Annotated in this window: 18 protein-coding genes; 10 read left to right on the top strand and 8 right to left on the bottom strand. The window is 62.8% G+C overall.

Going from position 1 to position 16,344, the window contains the following annotated elements; translation table 11 throughout:
• Positions 1-119: 119 nt before the first annotated feature.
• The 3 genes from cobT (at position 120) to aac(6') (ending at position 2,111) form a co-directional block, all read left to right on the top strand.
• Positions 120-1,136: a nicotinate-nucleotide--dimethylbenzimidazole phosphoribosyltransferase gene (gene cobT, locus QTL95_RS20755; protein ID WP_289721803.1), complete on the top strand. Its 1,017-nt coding sequence runs from the start codon at positions 120-122 to the stop codon at positions 1,134-1,136.
• 140 nt (positions 1,137-1,276) lie between these two features.
• Positions 1,277-1,657: a diacylglycerol kinase gene (locus QTL95_RS20750; protein WP_037178654.1), complete on the top strand. Its 381-nt coding sequence runs from the start codon at positions 1,277-1,279 to the stop codon at positions 1,655-1,657.
• A 4-nt stretch (positions 1,658-1,661) separates the two neighbouring features.
• The gene (gene aac(6'), locus QTL95_RS20745; RefSeq protein WP_289721802.1) at positions 1,662-2,111 is read left to right on the top strand and encodes an aminoglycoside 6'-N-acetyltransferase; all 450 of its coding nucleotides are present in this window, start codon (positions 1,662-1,664) and stop codon (positions 2,109-2,111) included.
• A gap of 23 nt (positions 2,112-2,134) precedes the next feature.
• On the opposite strand, the gene QTL95_RS20740 is transcribed toward aac(6'), so the two are convergent.
• The 3 genes from QTL95_RS20740 to QTL95_RS20730 form a co-directional block, all read right to left on the bottom strand.
• Positions 2,135-3,076 (bottom strand): MYG1 family protein, encoded by a 942-nt coding sequence (locus QTL95_RS20740; RefSeq protein ID WP_289722425.1) that lies wholly within the window; start codon positions 3,074-3,076, stop codon positions 2,135-2,137.
• A gap of 116 nt (positions 3,077-3,192) precedes the next feature.
• Positions 3,193-3,669, bottom strand: a complete 477-nt coding sequence (locus QTL95_RS20735) for a VOC family protein (RefSeq protein WP_289721801.1) — start codon at positions 3,667-3,669, stop codon at positions 3,193-3,195.
• Between the two features lie 100 nt (positions 3,670-3,769).
• A complete protein-coding gene (locus tag QTL95_RS20730) occupies positions 3,770-5,305 on the bottom strand; it encodes a sensor histidine kinase (protein ID WP_289721800.1) in 1,536 nt (511 codons plus the stop codon).
• 106 nt (positions 5,306-5,411) lie between these two features.
• Between QTL95_RS20730 and QTL95_RS20725 the strand changes: the two genes are divergently transcribed.
• The 3 genes from QTL95_RS20725 to QTL95_RS20715 all read left to right on the top strand — a co-directional run bounded on the left by QTL95_RS20725 (position 5,412) and on the right by QTL95_RS20715 (position 7,139).
• Positions 5,412-5,951: a thermonuclease family protein gene (locus QTL95_RS20725; RefSeq protein ID WP_289721799.1), complete on the top strand. Its 540-nt coding sequence runs from the start codon at positions 5,412-5,414 to the stop codon at positions 5,949-5,951.
• Positions 5,948-6,583 carry a uracil-DNA glycosylase family protein gene (locus tag QTL95_RS20720; RefSeq protein ID WP_289722424.1) on the top strand — a complete coding sequence of 212 codons (636 nt, stop codon included), beginning with the start codon at positions 5,948-5,950 and terminating at the stop codon, positions 6,581-6,583. Before QTL95_RS20725 ends, QTL95_RS20720 begins: the two co-directional genes overlap by 4 nt.
• Positions 6,584-6,650: 67 nt before the next feature.
• Complete coding sequence (locus QTL95_RS20715) at positions 6,651-7,139, top strand: Lrp/AsnC family transcriptional regulator (protein WP_037178648.1); 489 nt, start codon at positions 6,651-6,653, stop codon at positions 7,137-7,139.
• 85 nt (positions 7,140-7,224) lie between these two features.
• Here the strand turns inward: QTL95_RS20715 and QTL95_RS20710 are convergent, their stop codons facing one another.
• Both QTL95_RS20710 and QTL95_RS20705 read right to left on the bottom strand, forming a co-directional pair.
• Positions 7,225-7,695, bottom strand: coding sequence for a hypothetical protein (locus QTL95_RS20710; protein WP_289721798.1), 471 nt, complete (start codon positions 7,693-7,695; stop codon positions 7,225-7,227).
• A 73-nt stretch (positions 7,696-7,768) separates the two neighbouring features.
• Entirely contained in the window at positions 7,769-8,638 is an 870-nt protein-coding gene (locus QTL95_RS20705) for an NAD(P)-dependent oxidoreductase (protein ID WP_289721797.1), read from the bottom strand.
• Positions 8,639-8,993: 355 nt separating this feature from the next.
• Here QTL95_RS20705 and QTL95_RS20700 point away from each other — a divergent pair, with 355 nt between their 5' ends.
• From QTL95_RS20700 to QTL95_RS20685, 4 genes are all read left to right on the top strand, one after another.
• A complete protein-coding gene (locus QTL95_RS20700) occupies positions 8,994-9,959 on the top strand; it encodes an aliphatic sulfonate ABC transporter substrate-binding protein (RefSeq protein WP_289721796.1) in 966 nt (321 codons plus the stop codon).
• A 30-nt stretch (positions 9,960-9,989) separates the two neighbouring features.
• Positions 9,990-11,159, top strand: coding sequence for an FMNH2-dependent alkanesulfonate monooxygenase (ssuD, locus tag QTL95_RS20695; RefSeq protein WP_289721795.1), 1,170 nt, complete (start codon positions 9,990-9,992; stop codon positions 11,157-11,159).
• 82 nt (positions 11,160-11,241) lie between these two features.
• Complete coding sequence (ssuC, locus tag QTL95_RS20690) at positions 11,242-12,078, top strand: aliphatic sulfonate ABC transporter permease SsuC (protein WP_289721794.1); 837 nt, start codon at positions 11,242-11,244, stop codon at positions 12,076-12,078.
• A gap of 9 nt (positions 12,079-12,087) precedes the next feature.
• Positions 12,088-12,915 carry an ATP-binding cassette domain-containing protein gene (locus QTL95_RS20685; protein ID WP_289721793.1) on the top strand — a complete coding sequence of 276 codons (828 nt, stop codon included), beginning with the start codon at positions 12,088-12,090 and terminating at the stop codon, positions 12,913-12,915.
• 27 nt (positions 12,916-12,942) lie between these two features.
• Here QTL95_RS20685 and QTL95_RS20680 read toward each other — a convergent pair whose 3' ends face one another.
• From QTL95_RS20680 to QTL95_RS20670, 3 genes are all read right to left on the bottom strand, one after another.
• Positions 12,943-13,623: a glutathione S-transferase family protein gene (locus QTL95_RS20680; RefSeq protein WP_289721792.1), complete on the bottom strand. Its 681-nt coding sequence runs from the start codon at positions 13,621-13,623 to the stop codon at positions 12,943-12,945.
• Between the two features lie 88 nt (positions 13,624-13,711).
• Positions 13,712-15,367 (bottom strand): hypothetical protein, encoded by a 1,656-nt coding sequence (locus tag QTL95_RS20675; protein WP_289721791.1) that lies wholly within the window; start codon positions 15,365-15,367, stop codon positions 13,712-13,714.
• A 104-nt stretch (positions 15,368-15,471) separates the two neighbouring features.
• A complete protein-coding gene (locus tag QTL95_RS20670; RefSeq protein WP_289721790.1) occupies positions 15,472-16,281 on the bottom strand; it encodes a methyltransferase in 810 nt (269 codons plus the stop codon).
• Between the last annotated feature and the right edge of the window lie 63 nt (positions 16,282-16,344).

The following is a 16,344-nucleotide window of genomic DNA, read 5'->3' as shown; positions in this document are numbered from 1 at the left end:
GTTGTTCGCCTCCCTCGCTGCCATTAAGAGAGTGGCGACGAAAAAAGCTGATTTGCGGCGAAAACACAAGTTGTGCCGCGCTGATGCCTCCCAGCTGAATAAACAAGGAAACCGCATTCATGAGCGTTTCAGGCCTGCCGTTCGACGATTTCCGGACCCTTCTGCGCGATCTGCCGGGGCCGGATGCCAGGGCGCTGGCGGCTGCGCGCGAGCGCGACGCACAATTGACCAAGCCGCCGGGCGCGCTCGGCCGCATGGAAGAAATCGCCTTCTGGCTGGCGGCCTGGACGGGCCGGACGCCCGCCGTCAACCGGCCGCTGGTGGCGATCTTCGCCGGCAATCACGGCGTCGTGCGCCAGGGGATCACGCCGTTTCCGCCATCGGTCACGCAGCAGATGGTCGAGAATTTCGCCGCCGGGGGTGCTGCCATCAACCAGATATGCGTCGCCTATGATCTCGGGCTCAAGGTGTTCGACCTGGCGCTTGATTACCCGACAGGCGATATCACCGAGGAGCCGGCGCTGTCGGAGCGCGACTGCGCGGCGACGATGGCGTTCGGCATGGAGGCAATCGCCGGCGGCACCGATCTGCTCTGCATCGGCGAGATGGGGATCGGCAACACGACGATCGCGGCCGCGATCAACTACGCGCTCTACGGTGGCACGGCGCGCGACTGGGTGGGTCCGGGCACCGGTTCTGAGGGCGACATGCTGGAGCGCAAGGTCGCGGCGGTCGAGAAGGCCGTGGCGCTGCACAGCGACCATCTCGACGATCCGCTGGAAATCATGCGCCGCCTCGGCGGCCGCGAGATCGCCGCGATGGCGGGGGCGATCCTTGCCGCGCGCGTCGAGCGTATTCCGGTACTGATCGACGGTTACGTGGCGACGGCTGCCGCCGCGCTGCTCAAGGCCGCAAACCCGTCGGCGCTCGACCACTGCCTGATCGGCCATGTCTCGGGCGAACCGGGGCATCTTAGGGCAATCGAGACGCTCGGCAAGACGCCGCTTCTGGCGCTCGGCATGCGGCTCGGCGAAGGCACGGGTGCGGCGTTGGCCGCCGGTATCGTCAAGGCGGCGGCCGCCTGCCACACGGGCATGGCGACGTTTGCGCAGGCCGGCGTCACCAACAAGCACTAGTCACTGGACAAGCGCCGGGCTTTCAGGTTCGTGACAGGTTGATGACAGAGTTCTTGCCGCGGGGACCGGGAACCGGTATTCGCATTTTCTCTGATGAATGACGGCGGTTGCGCCGTCATCGACCACTACGAGGGCGCCTGATGAAACCTGCCGTGACCAAGCTGACCGGCATCAGCCACTTCTTTGCTGCTGCCAGCTATTCGCTCGGCGGGTTCCTGCGGCTGATCAAGGAAGCGGCGTTCCGGCAGGAACTGCTGTTCTGCGCGGTATCGCTGATCCTCCTTCTGTCGGTCGGCGCCACGCTGTCCGAATTCATGATCGCCATCGTGCTGTTCCTGGCGCTGTTCGCGGTCGAGGCATTGAACACGGCCATCGAGGAGGTGATCGACCGGATTTCGCCGGAGATTTCCTCGGTCGGAAAGCATGCCAAAGATCTCGGCTCCTTCGCGGTGCTCTGCATGATCGGCGCCTGCGGCCTGTTCCTGATCTTTACCATCGGCAAGCATCTGCTCCTGGGATGATGTCATGGTGGTCGTCCGGCGAGCGAGCGTAGACGACATCGGCCCATGGGCCGTGCTTCGCGCCGATCTCTGGCCGAGCCGGACGGCGGACGCGCATCGCGACGACCTGATCCAGACCTTCTTCGCGGGCAATGGCGATACCCAAGGCTTCCTTGCGATTTCAAGCGAGGGAGAGATGGTCGGCTTCGCCGAGGCCGCGCTGCGGTATGACTATGTCAACGGCTGCGAGACCTCGCCGGTGCTGTTTCTCGAGGGGATTTATACAAGCCCGGATTATCGGCGCCGAGGCGTGGCGCGCTTGCTGACTGCCGCGGTCGAAGCCTGGGGCAGGGAGGCCGGCTGCACCGAGTTCGCCTCCGACGCGTCGATCGACAATAGCGACAGCCATGACATGCACGCGGCGCTCGGCTTCGAGGAGACCCAGCGCGTGGTTTATTTTCGCAAGCGGCTCTAACCGTTCGGCTTCAGCCGGCAGCCTTATTCCACGACCGCTTCGGATTCCATTTCCGACAAGGCTTCGGCCACGGCGATATCCGCCATCGCAAGTGCCGCCTCGCGGGTCGTGGCGGCGGCGATGAAGCGGCCGTTGTGGCAGAAGCTGGCGCCCTTGACGCCACATACGGATTCGAGCTCGCCATTGCTGAGACCGGCCCAGGACTTGGGCAGGTCGGCGCGCAGCGCGAAACCTTCCTCCTCGCGGCGGATGCCGGTCAGGCACCAGTCCTTGTCGCGGGGGTGGACGACGAAGAGGAGATGATCGGCACCGGATTTGACGATGGCCGGGCGGAAGGGCATGCCCATCGGCAGTTCCAGCACGCGGCCGGCGCCGGTCTCGACGATCGCCTGTTCGACGATCGTTTCGGCGCGCAGCTTGGCGGCGCTCTTGCCGATTTTCGCTTCGGCGAAAGTGCGGGCGATGGCGAGGGCGGCGTGGAACGCGCGGTCGTCGGCACCGGGCTCATTATCGTCGAAATTCGGCTTCAGCGTTTCCAGCAGTGACGGCAGTGTCAGGCCCGCGAGCGGGCCGGAGGGGCTGAGCGCGCCGTTGTCGGTCAGGTCGATCGGCAGGACGAAGCTGGCGTCGAACGAGGCGTGCAGGCTCTCGATATGATCGGCGGGCAGACCGAGCGCGGCGAGGTAGTCGCGGCCATAATGCTTCCAGATCAGCCCGAAGGAGCTGTAGGGCTGGCCGTCGTCGCGCAGCGGCGCGCCGCGCTGGTGATGGTCGAAGATGCGGGCGTCGCCGTCGTAGGCGCCGCCGACGTCGTAGATGATACGGTCGGCGGCGGGCGTGATCCACTCCGGCGCGCGGCTGCGGACGATACGGGCATCCGGAAACAGCCGCGTCAGGATGACGCTCGACAGAAGCTCATCGGCATGGAAGCCACCGGAATGGGTGACGAGATAGTCTGTTGTCATGCCGTATAGCGCCCTGTCGTGTTCGAGAAATGCTCTGCTCACGGCATCAGATAGCCTGTGCAGCAAGGCTTCTCAAGCGAAGTTCGCTATTTCCGGCAAGTTTGCCCGAAAATGGGTCAGCCGCGCCGTGCTGCGTCGATCGCCGCGACGTCGATCTTGCGCATCTTCATCATCGCGGCGAAGGCGCGCTTGGCCTCGTCTCCGCCCACTTTCAACGCCTCGGTCAGGGTGCGCGGCGTGATCTGCCAGGAAACGCCCCATTTGTCCTTGCACCATCCGCAATCGCTTTCCGCGCCGCCATTGCCGACGATGGCGTTCCAGTAGCGGTCGGTCTCTTCCTGGTCGTCGGTGGCGATCTGGAAGGAGAATGCCTCGTTATGCTTGAAGACCGGGCCGCCGTTGAGGCCGATGCAGGCGACGCCCGCGACAGTGAACTCGACGACGAGAACGTCACTCTCCTGGCCGTCGGGATAGTCTCCCGGCGCGCGGATGACCGCGTCGACGCGGCTGTCGGGAAAAGTCTCGGCGTAGAAGCGCGCCGCCGCCTCGGCATCCCTGTCGTACCAGACGCAGATCGTGTTCTTGGCAACCATGATTTCCTCCCATTGTTCCGTCCTCAACGGGTGACATATGGGCGCTAGCAACTTTCTCCAGTGCGGGAGAGCAATTCATGCAAGCGGTAGCTGAAAAAGCTCAGGCGAAGCTGCGGCGCTTGCGGGAGATCGCTTGCGTGTCCTCGACCGCGGGAACGGTCTGCAGCACGCGCTGCGAGGGGAGGATGGCGATGACTTCGGTGCCCTCGCGCAGCTTGGACTTGAGGATGAACTGGCCGTCATGCTTGGCGAGGATCGCCTGGACGATCGGAAGGCCGAGGCCGGTGCCCTGTTCGGCGCTCTTGATGGCGATCGATCCCTGGCCGAAGGCTGAAAGGACGACCGGGATTTCTTCCTCGGGAATCCCCGGGCCGTTGTCCTTGATCGAGATGTACTGGCCGCCGCCCGCCGTCCAGCCGACCTTGACCATGATCTCGCCGGCCTGCGGCGTGAACTTCACGGCGTTGGAGAGCAGGTTGAGGATCACCTGGCGCATCGATTTCTCGTCGGCCCAGACGGACGGCAGTTCGGGCTCGAATTGCTGCGAAATGGTGATCTTCTTGGCGCGGGCGCGCAGTTGCACCATGCCGATGCAATCTTCGGAGATATCGAGCAGCGAGATCGCTTCCTCGGCAAGCTCGTATTTGCCGGCCTCGATGCGCGAGAGGTCGAGAATCTCGTTGATGAGGTTCAGGAGATGCTCGCCGGAGCGGTGGATGTCGTTGGTGTATTCCTTGTAGGTCGGGTTGTTGAGCGGGCCCATGACCTCGGCGGACATCACCTCGGAGAAGCCGAGGATGGCGTTGAGCGGCGTGCGCAGCTCGTGCGACATGGAGGCGAGGAAGCGCGACTTGGCGAGGTTGGCTTCCTCGGCGCGGCGGCGCGCTTCGTCGGACATCGACTTGGCGACCTCGAGCTCGGCGATGAGATCGTCCTTCTCGGCCTGAAAGGCGAGGATCTTCAGGCTGGATTTGAACAGGCGGTCGCCGATGTGGTTGAAGAAAATCACCGTCGTGGTCAGGATCGCGGCGAGGCTGACCTCCAGTATGTCGCGGGAAAGTCCGGCCTTGATGATGACGCCGGCGACGACAGGCGCGAAGGTGACGAGCACCGACGGGGTCAGCATGAAGTTCGACATCGCCGTGACCGAAAGCGCGATCAGCAGCGTGGCGCCTTTGTAGAGAACGAAGCTGGAGGGCTCGCAGGTGGCGCAGTCCTGCAGCGCGAAGACGGCCCAGCAACAGCCAATCATCAATTGTCCGAGCAGCAGCACGCGGCGCCACTTGCGGGCGTTGACGGCATTGAGCTCGCGCTTGCGGGCGCGGCGGGCGAGAAAGACATTGGCTGCGTGCGCGGTCAGCGTCAGCAGCGCCCAGAGGAAGATCTGGGTGTTCTCGGTAAGGTAGATGCCGAGTGCCGCTATGATGATGACGAAGAGCGGAACGATCGAGGCGCCCTGAAGCACGGCGTTGATGTAGATCAGAAGCACATCGCGATCGAAGGCACCGCTCGCGGGGTGGCTGGATTGCAGCCGCTCACGCGTCTGGCGAACCGCTTTCGACACCGGCTTGTTGCGGTGGCTGCGCGATTTGTCGACGATGTTCTTGTCTGTCGATGTGCTTACGCCGGTACCCATTGCACACGTTGAATTTTGATCCGCGGATGGCTACACCCTAGACCGCAAATGTTAAGAAGCCGTTTGCCATCTTTGGCAAGGCTTTGTTTTTCAAGGAGGCGAAAGCGTGACGCGCGGTTTGCGGACGATACGCGACGGCGTGACCGCGCTGGCACTGTTGCTTTTCATCTGGCTGATCGCCGCCAAGCCCAACGATCATGCCGCGATCGTCCATGCCGGCGCGTTCCGCGCGGCGGATGGCGACAGCCTCGCCATCGGCAACGAGCGCATGCGGCTCTTCGGCATCGACGCGCCGGAACTCAGCCAGACCTGCCAGCGCGACGGCGCGACATGGGCCTGCGGGCAGGAGGCGAAACGGGTGCTGCAGGGGCTTGTCGCCGCGGAGGATGCGACATGTCAGGGGACGGAGCGAGACCGCTTCGACCGCCTGCTTGTGGTCTGCCATGCCGGCGGCCTCGATCTAAACGCTGCGATGGTGCGCCGGGGCATGGCGGTGTCCTATGGCGGCTATCAGTCCGAGGAGAGGCAGGCGAGGGTGGAGAAGGTCGGTCTCTGGGCGGGGACATTCGCCATGCCGCGGGCGGTGCGCGATCATCAGCAGCAGGAGCGCCAGCCGCGCGGTCTTTCGGGGCTGTTGTCGTGGTGACACCTGACGAGCAGGCGCTGGAGGCGCTCAGGCTTGAGATCGCCCGATGTCGGATCTGTCGCGACGCGCCGCTCAGGGGGCCGGGAGACCGGTTGCCGCATGAGCCGCGACCGGTCGTGGTGATCTCGCCCAAGGCGAAGGTGCTGATCGCGGGGCAGGCACCGGGGCTGCGGGTTCACGAGAGCGGTCTTCCCTTCAACGACGCTTCGGGGGACCGGCTGCGCGAGTGGCTGCAGGTGGACCGGGAGACGTTCTACGATCGCGATCGGTTCGCCATCGTGCCCATGGGCTTCTGCTTTCCGGGCTATGACACGAGGGGTAGCGATCTGCCGCCGCGGCGGGAGTGCGCGCCGCAATGGCGTGCCCGGGTGCTCGATGCGATGCCGCAGATCGAATTGATGCTCGTGATCGGGCAGTATGCGCAGGCCTGGCACATGGGCGCCGAGCGGCGGGAAAACATGACAGAGACCGTCAGAGCGTGGCGCGCGGCGCTGTTCGCCAACCGCTCGCCCGCCGTGCTGCCGCTGCCGCATCCGAGCTGGCGCAACAGCGCGTGGATCAAGCGCAATCCCTGGTTCGTGGAAGAGTTGTTGCCGGTGCTTCGCGAGCGCTTGACCTTTCTTCTCCGTTGAAACAAAATTCTTTCAAGGGCCCGGAATCAGGCGATACCGGAAAAATAAATTCACGAAGGGCATTTAGATGGACCGTCTCGACCGCAAGATTCTGCGCCTGCTGCAGGAAGATTCGACATTGGCAGTTGCCGATCTCGCCAAGAAGGTCGGGCTTTCCACGACGCCCTGCTGGCGCCGCATCCAGAAGATGGAAGAAGACGGCGTCATCAAGCGCCGCGTCGCCATTCTCGATCCGGAGAAGGTCAACACCAAGGTCACGGTCTTCGTGTCGATCCGCACGGCGACGCATTCGATCGAGTGGCTGCGCCGCTTCTCCGAGGTGGTCGCGGAATTCCCCGAAGTCGTCGAGTTCTACCGCATGAGCGGCGACGTCGATTACCTGCTGCGCGTGGTGGTGCCCGATATCGCCGCCTATGACGCCTTCTACAAGCGGATGATCGCCAAGATCGAGATTCGCGACGTCTCCTCGGCCTTCGCGATGGAGCAGATCAAGTATTCGACGCAGCTGCCGCTCGATTACATGATCCTCGACAGCTCGAAGTCGAACGAAGACTGATTTCAGCCTTTCAGGCGGGTGAGGATCTTCTCGCTCGTCAGTTCCCTCACCGTATCCTTGCCGATCCAGCGCGCGGATTGATGATCTATAATCTGATGAGTGCAATGATCAGGCTGAGGGCGCTAAAAGTAATCGCCATCCATGCAAGCCACGGTTTGTACCGCATTTCTATTTCGGCATAGATATCACGGCGGAGAACCGCCTGTGCCTTATAGGTTAGATAATAGCGTCCGTGTGGCTGTGACCATGACCAAAATTCATCGTCACAGACCGGAGAGTCCGGCGCGGGAACTGGGTGAGGAGGTATTGGTACTTCCCAAGCCTTTGCGCGACGAACATATCTTTGAGTTTGCAGCTGATCAATGTCTGCTTCCCACAACTGTCGATGGCTATCATAGTCAAAGTAGGCATCTCGCCAAGCGTCTGATCCTCGCTGAAGCTTTTCCTTTTTCACCCTTTCAATGAATTTGGCATCGATTTCCTCCAACCCAAATTGTAGTTGCGCAAGCAGGTGCCGCTCGTCGCGCCACCGAAGGATCGACTTTAACAGGCTCATTTAGTTCTCCGACCGGACCTGAAAGGTCACTCTAGCGTAAATACCGCTTCAAGTCTCAGCAGAGCCGGCCCGATCATTTTTCAAGCCGGGCAAGCAGCGAGGACGTATCCCAGCGGTTTCCGCCCATGGCCTGGACGTCGCCGTAGAACTGGTCGACGAGGGCGGTCAGCGGCAGCTTGGCGCCGTTGCTGCGGGCTTCGGCCAGCACGATGCCGAGGTCCTTGCGCATCCAGTCGATGGCAAAGCCGAAGTCGTACTTGCCTTCGTTCATGGTCTTGTGGCGATTTTCCATCTGCCAGGACCCGGCGGCGCCCTTGGAGATGACGTCCACGACCTTTTCGATATCGAGACCGGCGCGCTTGCCGAAATGGATGCCTTCGGCCAGCCCCTGGACGACGCCGGCGATGCAGATCTGGTTGATCATCTTGGTGAGCTGGCCGGAGCCGACGGGACCCATCAGGCCGACCATGCGGGCAAAGGCGTCGATGACGGGCTTGGCCTTGTCATAGTCGACCTGCTCGCCGCCGCACATGACGGTCAGTACGCCGTTTTCGGCGCCCGCCTGGCCGCCGGAGACCGGCGCGTCGATGAAGGCGCAACCCTTGGCTCTGGCAGCCTCGTCGAGTTCGCGGGCGACTTCGGCGCTGGCCGTGGTGTTGTCGATCAGGATAGCACCCGGCTTCATCGTCTGCAGAACGCCATCCTTGCCCGATGTCACCGAGCGGAGATCATCGTCATTGCCGACGCAGGTGAAGACGAAGTCGGCATCGCTCGCGGCTTCGGCGGGCGTCGGCGCGGACTTGCCGCCGAATTTCTCGACCCAGGCGGCGGATTTCGCGGCGGTGCGATTATAGACCGTGACGTCATGGCCGCCCTTCACCTTGAGATGTCCTGCCATGGGGAAACCCATGACGCCGAGACCGATGAATGCGACTTTTGCCATATGCCTGTTCCTTCTCGTGAATGCAGGAAACGAGGCTTAGCGCAAAGCGCGGCGGGCGGAAAGGCGGAGTTTGGCGATCACTGACTACTGCCGGTGCGCGCGCGTGCGTTGGGGCGCCTGATTGGCGAAGTGCCAGTGCTCCACGATATTTGCCGCAGCCGGGCGGCGCGCTCTTTATCGCCGGTTGGAAGAAAATTCCGCCGAACCAGCGAAATCAGGTCAGGAAGATTTCCGGCATCGGGAATTCGGCAAATATAATTGTCGATCAAGTTTATGGATTTAATCAGTATGGAAGCATCGAAACGAAGCGGGGCACCTCACGGTTGTGACCTCGGTTTCATAGAGGGGACTTGCCATGATTTCTCGTCGTCAGACGCTCGGGCTCTTCGGCGCCGCTGCCGCCACGGCCTTGCTGCCGGGTGCAAGGCTCGCTCGCGCCGCCGCCACGGAATTCCGTATCGGCTGGCAGAAGAACGGCGTTCTCGCGCTCGCCAAACGGCGCGGCGCGCTGGAGAAGCGCCTGGCCGACAAGGGGATCACCGTCAGCTGGTCGGAATTCACCTCGGGGCCGCCGCTTCTGGAAGCGCTGGGGGCAGGCGCTCTCGATTTCGGCGCGACCGGCGACGTTCCGCCGCTCTTCGCGCAGGCCGCCGGCGGGCAGCTCTATTATGTCGGCACCTACAGGGGCAGCGCCGCCGGTTCGGCCATCCTGGTGCGCAAGGATTCCGACATCAAGACGATCGAGGACCTGAAGGGCAAGAAGGTCGCCTTCAAGCGTGGCTCCAGTGCACACAACGTTACTGTCAAGGTGCTGCGCAAGGGCGGTCTGAAGATTGAGGACGTCGAGGCACTGGATCTGGCGCCGCCGGATGCCGCCGCCGCCTTCAAGAACGGCAGCATCGATGCCTGGTCGATCTGGGATCCCTATCTCGCCATCGCCGAGGCCGACCCGGACACGCGCATCCTCACGACCGCCGAGGGCATCGTGCCGTCCTACAGCTATTTCCTCGCCAACTCGGAGTTCACCGATGCCAACGGGCCCGTCATCGTCGACGTGATCGACGAACTCGCCAAGGTCGGCCGATCCGCGCAGGACAAGCTCGACGACACCGTCAAGGAGCTTTCCGAGATCACCGGCGTGCCTGCCGACGTGACGCGCGTAAGCCTGACGCGGCCAGGTGCTGATCTCGGCGGCGTATCGACGATCACCGATACGGCGGCCGCCTACCAGCAGGCGCTCGCCGACGAGTTCTACGATCTCGGCATCGTTCCGAAGAAGCTTTCAACCGGCGACATCATCTGGCGACCGAAGGCCAGCTAACGCCCCATTCGCGATTACGAGGATTTTTCCATGACCGCCCAACCCATCAATTTCCTCTGGTTCATCCCGACATCGGGTGACGGCGCCTATCTCGGCTCGAACGAGCTCAACCGCGCGCCCGAGTTCGGCTACCTCACACAGATCGCGCAGGCGGTCGACCGACTAGGCTATTCCGGCGTTCTGCTGCCGACTGGCGTTGCTTGCGAGGAGTCCTTCGTGATGGCGGCGGCGCTGGCGGCGAAGACCGAGAAGCTGCAATTCCTCGTCGCCATTCGACCCGGCACAGCTTCGCCCGCTTACTACGCGCGACTGACGACGACGCTCGACCGCATCTCCAACGGTCGCCTGCTTCTCAACATCGTCGTCGGCGGCAGTCCTGCGGAGCTTGCCGGTGACGGTATCAATCTGGCGCATGACGAGCGCTATGCGCATGCCGACGAGTTCTTCACCGTCTTCGAGGAACTCCTGGAAAAAGGTGTCGCCAGCTACGACGGCAAGTACATCAAGGCGACGAATGCGCGGCTCGGTTTCCCATCCGTGCAGAACCCGCGCCCGCCGCTCTATTTCGGCGGTTCGTCGGATGCCGGCATCGATTTTTCCGTCGGCCGCGTCGACAAGTACCTGACCTGGGGTGAGCCGCCGGCGCAGGTGGCCGAGAAAGTCGAGAAGGTGCGTGCGGCGGCGGCCAAGGCGGGCCGTGACGTCAGCTTCGGCATTCGCCTGCACTTCATCGTGCGCGAGACGGACGAGGAGGCATGGGCGGCCGCGGACCGACTGATCTCGCAGCTCGACGACGACACCATCCGCGAGGCGCAGGAGCGTTTCGTGAAGGAATCCGATTCCGTCGGCCAGCAGCGCATGGCCGCCCTTCATGGCGGTCGCCGCGATAAGCTTGAGGTGTCTCCGAACCTTTGGGCCGGTGTCGGGCTGGTGCGCGCTGGTGCCGGCACGGCGCTCGTCGGCTCGCCGAAGACGGTGGCGGCGCGGCTGCGCGAATACCAGGAGATCGGCATCGATACGGTGATCGGCTCGGGCTATCCTCATCTTGAGGAGGCCTATCGCGTGGCCGAGTTGCTGTTCCCTGAACTCGGCATTACGCGCGAGGAGCAGCGGCACGGTTTCGACAGCGAATTCGGCAAGCGCCAGGTCTTCGGCGGCGGCAGCCACGGCGGAAATCTGAAGGTGGTCTCGGGTTCCTGAGCGACGCCATCGCGCCGCCCGTCGATAGCGGGCGGCCATCGCGATCTTGACGATCAAGGCCCGCACCAGCAGGGGAGATATCATGTCCACATTCGATACGCCGATCGGCCGCGCGTTCAGCGAACGCACGGTCGGCAGAAAGCAGGCACGGCTCTCACTGCCGGGGCGCGACAGGCTCTTGCCCTATGCGGTGCCGGTGCTGATCGTCGCGCTCTGGCAGCTCGCGTCCTCCGCCGGCTGGATTTCGTCGCGCGTCATGCCATCGCCCGTCGATGTCGCGATCGCCTTCTGGTCGACGACCTCGAGCGGGCAATTGCCGCATGACATTCTCGTCAGCGCCGGGCGCGCCTTCGCCGGATTGCTCGTCGGCGGCTCGATCGGCTTCCTTCTCGGGATCGCGAACGGGATTTCCAGGATCTCGGAGCAGCTGACGGACACGACGCTGCAGATGCTGCGGACGATCCCGCATCTGGCGATGATCCCACTGGTCATCCTGTGGTTCGGGATCGGCGAAGAATCGAAGCTTTTCCTGACGTCGCTCGGTGTGCTGTTTCCCGTCTATCTCAACACCTATCACGGCGTGCGCAACGTCGACCGAGACCTGATCGAGATGGGCCGGGTCTATGGCATGGGCAACTGGACGCTATTTCGCAAGGTGATCTTTCCCGGCGCGCTGCCCTCGATCTTCGTCGGCCTGCGCTATGCGCTGGGGATCATGTGGCTGACGCTGATCGTGTCGGAATCCATCGCTGCGTCGTCAGGCATCGGGCACATGGCGAACAATGCCCGCGAGTTCATGATGACCGATGTCGTCGTGCTGGCGCTGGTGATCTACGCGGTGCTCGGTAAGCTGGCCGATGTTGTGGCACGGGCGCTGGAGCGGCGGGCGCTGCGCTGGAACCCGGTCTACCAGAAATAGGAGAGAGCCATGACCCTCGTTGCGCATGAGCGCTTTCAGGCGGCCCCGCGCGAGCCTGAATACGAAATCGACAGCGCCGCGCCGGCGTTGCAAGCCGGGGCGGCCGCGATCACCCTCAAGGGGCTTGAAAAGAGCTTCGGCAGCAACCGCGTGCTGCGCGGTATCAGCCTGCACATCCCGGCCGGCCAGTTCGTCGCCGTGATCGGCAAGAGCGGCTGCGGCAAGAGCACGCTGCTCAGGATACTGATGGGGCTGGACGAGCCCAGCGCCGGAGAATTGCATTTCGAGAACGAGGCAGGCGACGATGCGCAAGCCAATGCCCGCATCGTCTTCCAGGAGCCAAGGCTGCTGCCCTGGCTTGATGTCGCCGACAATGTGGCTGTCGGCCTCGGTGACCGGGTAGATCGGCAAACTGGCCGCTCGGCGGCCGAAGCGGTTCTCGACGAGGTGCAGCTGGCGGAGAAGGCCGGCGAATGGCCGGCGCGGCTGTCCGGCGGGCAGCGGCAGCGCGTGGCGCTCGCCCGCGCGCTGGTGAGCCGGCCCGGCGTGCTGGCGCTGGACGAGCCGCTGGGGGCACTCGACGCGCTGACGCGCATCAGCATGCAGGAACTGATCAGCCGGGTGTGGCGGGAACTGCGCTTCACCGCCGTGCTCGTCACCCACGACGTCAGCGAGGCGGTGCATCTCGCCGACCGGGTCATCGTGCTCGACGAAGGCCGCGTCGCGGTCGACCTCGCCATCCCCGAGCCGCACCCGCGGCGTCACGGGAACGCGAAACTGGCCGAACTTGAAGGGCAACTGCTGGCTGCCATTCTGGGGAGCGATGGCGGCCACTAGGCGACGGAACGCTTTGTCTGTGAAGCGTCAGGCGTCTGCCGGCTTGTAGCGGGCGGGCAGGTTCTCCTTGTAGGGATAGAACCTGAAATAGGGGATGGCTTCCTTAAGCACGCGTGCCACCGACGGTCGTTGCATCAACCGCTCGTGATAGGCTTGCAGCTTCGGGTACGCATCGCCGAAGGAGACCAGAGTCTCGGCGTAGAAGAGAGCGGGCGCGGCGCTACAATCGGCCATGGTGAAGGTGTCGCCGGTGATCCGGTCATCGGCGCCGAGCTTGTCTTCGATGACACGATAGGCGCGGCCGAGCGCCTCCCTTGCCTGATCCGCCCTAAGCGCGCTGCCATCCGGACGCATGCGCTCGCTGACGATCTGCTGCATCGGTTCCTGGACATAGAGATCGAAGAAGCGATCCCACAGCCTGACCTCCAGCGCTTGGTCGAAATCCTCCGGCAGCAACCGCGCGGTGCCCGGATAATAGCGGTCGAGATATTCGATGATGATCGATGTCTCGAACAGTGTGCGGTCACGCTCGTCATCCCGAAGCGCCGGCATCTTGCCGAGCGGGGAGAGTGCGAGGAAGGCCGAGCGAGACGCTTCGTCGCCGAGATCGACAAGGACGCGCTCGAAGGGCGTGCCGCTTTCGTAAAGGGCGATCAGGACCTTGTGGCAGAAGGATGCGAGCGGATGCTGATGCAGGACGAGGGGCATGGGGCAGCCTTTCGGGGCCGGAGATTTCGCCGAAAGCATCGGTATCAGAAGGGAGGAACTGTCACAATGATAGTTTCCGACCGGGCGACTACTTCGCCTTTGACTTGGACGGATCCGCTGCGGGTTCGTCCGCTTCAGATGCATCCAGCGTGCGCGACGCGGGGCCGAGATCCTTCGACATTTCCTGCCAGATGCGGCGGAGCCGCCGGACGTGAAGGTCATCGGCGATCCAACTCATCACATGTTCAATGCAACGGGTCGTCGTTGGCTGGTCCTTGGCAATGACCTCGCAAACCCAGGCGCAATAACTGTCGATGTTGGTTGCTTCGACAGTGTAGCCGATTGGATCGTCGGCCTTCAGTTCGGAGGCTGTCGGCTTCGGCGCGGGTGTTTGCCCAAGGATCGAAGCTGATCCAGATGTTTGGGCTTGCGTTGTCGCGTCTTTGTCGGAGACTTGCGATCTTAGTATGAGCGGCTTCATGCCGCTGATCTTTGTGATCGTGCGCATTTCATCGGTCGCGGCAAAGAGCAATCCGGCGAAGATCCTGTCGAACTCGTCAGGGTCGTTGAGGCTCTTATCCTTCCGTTTGTAGCTCAGCGCACGTTCCAGATCGAAAACGGTGCGGACATTCATCTGTCGCAGCAGCAGGAACCGGTCGAGGCCGACGGTATGGCAGAGCTGTGCCTGGCTGATCCAGTCCACGGCCTGGAATATTTTGAATGGCGACTCGATATGCAGCAGGATGGGATTGTATGTCGCAAGGTTCTGGACATCGTAGATGCCGCATTCTTCCAGGCGGAACCGCGTGAAATAATCGATGCCATCGATGACATCGAGGGGTGTCAGCCGCGTTACGCTGTTGAAGCGATCGTCATCCATCTTGACCCACGAAATGAAAGTTTGCAGGCGCAGAGCCAGGAACTTCGTGGCGCTTTGTGGCAGGAGGCCGAGCAGTGGCGCCAGCGCGACCCATGTCAGGGGAATGCCGCTGCTCATCGAGTCTTTCGCTTGCCCGGTTACGATATGCGCAAGGTCGCCGAGAGGATCGGGGAATGTCCGGAAGAGAACGAGAACGAAGATCACCGATGCAAAGATTTCGACGGTTTGCCAGATGAAGGTGTAGGCCGACAGGTCGAATACGGCGAGACTTCGGACGAATTGACGGGCGGCGGCAATGAAGGCACCTGCAAAGGCGAGAGCGCCTATAACGTGTAGCGAATTAACGTCACCACTGCAGCCCACACCGCCCGCCCGTGTCGGACCGCACCAGACGGGGAGGCCGCTGGCGAGCGCGTCGTAGAGTTCGGCGAAACCGAAATAGCAGATGATCACCAGACCGAACGACGATAGAAAAAGCCGGAAATCGCCGAGATTACCGATGGTCCGGGAAGACCGGATGGCGGTCTCGATTTCCTCGACCATTCTCTCGGCATCCCACTTGCGCGCGTTCGAGGATGCTTTCGGGGTGATGAGGTCAGCGATGTATTTCGACGCGACGAACTCCAGGGAAGGATTGCCCCCTGCCGCACCACCGTCTTCCTGATGAAGCTTGGTGGCGGGGTAGGTGGCGATGAAGTCGGAGATGGTTCTCAGTCGTCTGACACGGATTTCATTCCTGCTGTAGAGCAGAAGAATTGGCACGAAGAATGCCAGCGCCAAGGCTGACAGCCTGATATCGGCGAAGATAATCTTGATCAGGCCAGGAAGGTGAAAATCACTCCAAGCCAATGACAGGTCGTCCATTCAGAAAAAAGCCCCCAGTTTTCTACCGGGAGCTTCCTGCTGTCAGTGAGCGTTGTCCACCAACCTCATAAACGTAAAGGTTGTTATTTTGTTGCGTAGCACCGCTACCCCAACTTCGCGATCACAAGATGCCCCGGGCTCGGCTCGCCTTCCTGCATGCGGACGTTGATGTCGGTGATCTCGACGAGCTCGAAGCCGGTCGCCGTCAGGCGTTCGCGGATGTAGTTTTCTGCGTGGAGAAAGCGCTGGTGCGGGCCGACGGCGTAGGTGCGGGTGTCGTCTTCGGGCAGGGTTTCGGACGAGAAGATGAAGAGGCCGCCCTTCGTCATGTTTTCGGCGGCGCCGAAGAAGAGGGGTTCGAGCGCGCCGAGATAGGGTAGGACGTCGGTGGCGGTGATGAGGTCGAAGGGCTCCTCGTCGTTGTCCTCGAGGAAGTCCTCGACCTCGGCGACGAACAGCGTCTCGTAGAGGTCCTTCTCATGCGCGATCTCGACCATGTTCTCGGAGATGTCGATGCCGGTCATCTCGCCGCAGAGGTCGCGCAGCGTGCCGCCGGTGAGGCCGGTGCCGCAGCCGAGATCGAGCATGCGCTTGAACGGTCCGAGCTTGAGTTCCTGCAGGCGCTGGCGCACCAGCATCGGCACATGATAGCCGAGCTGTTCGACAAGCACATCCTCGAAGACTTCGGCATGCTGGTCGAACAGGGTTTCGACATAGGCGTCGGGCGCCCGGGCCGGGGTATCGCCGCGGCCCATGGAGGCGATGCGGACGGCGGCGCCGCCGTGGTCCTCGGGGTCGATGGCGAGGACTTCCTCGTAGGCCCTGACGGCGGCGTCGATCTCGCCCGCCTTCTCAAGCGCCAGCGCCCGGTTATAGGCTTCCGCCAGCGCTTCCTCGTCGATCTTCTTCGCCATCTTCTTCACCACCGTTTCATTCGTTGCGCAGGCTCTAGGCCGACTGCGCCGGTTTTGCAATGG

The sequence above is a fragment of the Rhizobium sp. S152 genome, assembly GCF_030380735.1.
GTDB lineage: Bacteria > Pseudomonadota > Alphaproteobacteria > Rhizobiales > Rhizobiaceae > Rhizobium.
The sequence above is the reverse complement of the archived record's forward strand: the minus strand, read 5'-3'. Positions and strand labels throughout refer to the sequence as shown.

Excerpts from the sequence above, each read along its gene's own strand:
- cobT (WP_289721803.1), top strand. The coding sequence starts at position 120 with ATGAGCGTTTCAGGCCTGCCGTTCGACGATTTCCGGACCCTTCTGCGC.
- QTL95_RS20750 (WP_037178654.1), top strand. The coding sequence starts at position 1,277 with ATGAAACCTGCCGTGACCAAGCTGACCGGCATCAGCCACTTCTTTGCT.
- QTL95_RS20740 (WP_289722425.1), bottom strand. The coding sequence starts at position 3,076 with ATGACAACAGACTATCTCGTCACCCATTCCGGTGGCTTCCATGCCGAT.
- QTL95_RS20735 (WP_289721801.1), bottom strand. The coding sequence starts at position 3,669 with ATGGTTGCCAAGAACACGATCTGCGTCTGGTACGACAGGGATGCCGAG.
- QTL95_RS20730 (WP_289721800.1), bottom strand. The coding sequence starts at position 5,305 with ATGGGTACCGGCGTAAGCACATCGACAGACAAGAACATCGTCGACAAA.
- QTL95_RS20715 (WP_037178648.1), top strand. The coding sequence starts at position 6,651 with ATGGACCGTCTCGACCGCAAGATTCTGCGCCTGCTGCAGGAAGATTCG.
- QTL95_RS20710 (WP_289721798.1), bottom strand. The coding sequence starts at position 7,695 with ATGAGCCTGTTAAAGTCGATCCTTCGGTGGCGCGACGAGCGGCACCTG.
- QTL95_RS20705 (WP_289721797.1), bottom strand. The coding sequence starts at position 8,638 with ATGGCAAAAGTCGCATTCATCGGTCTCGGCGTCATGGGTTTCCCCATG.
- QTL95_RS20700 (WP_289721796.1), top strand. The coding sequence starts at position 8,994 with ATGATTTCTCGTCGTCAGACGCTCGGGCTCTTCGGCGCCGCTGCCGCC.
- ssuD (WP_289721795.1), top strand. The coding sequence starts at position 9,990 with ATGACCGCCCAACCCATCAATTTCCTCTGGTTCATCCCGACATCGGGT.
- ssuC (WP_289721794.1), top strand. The coding sequence starts at position 11,242 with ATGTCCACATTCGATACGCCGATCGGCCGCGCGTTCAGCGAACGCACG.
- QTL95_RS20685 (WP_289721793.1), top strand. The coding sequence starts at position 12,088 with ATGACCCTCGTTGCGCATGAGCGCTTTCAGGCGGCCCCGCGCGAGCCT.
- QTL95_RS20680 (WP_289721792.1), bottom strand. The coding sequence starts at position 13,623 with ATGCCCCTCGTCCTGCATCAGCATCCGCTCGCATCCTTCTGCCACAAG.
- QTL95_RS20675 (WP_289721791.1), bottom strand. The coding sequence starts at position 15,367 with ATGGACGACCTGTCATTGGCTTGGAGTGATTTTCACCTTCCTGGCCTG.
- QTL95_RS20670 (WP_289721790.1), bottom strand. The coding sequence starts at position 16,281 with ATGGCGAAGAAGATCGACGAGGAAGCGCTGGCGGAAGCCTATAACCGG.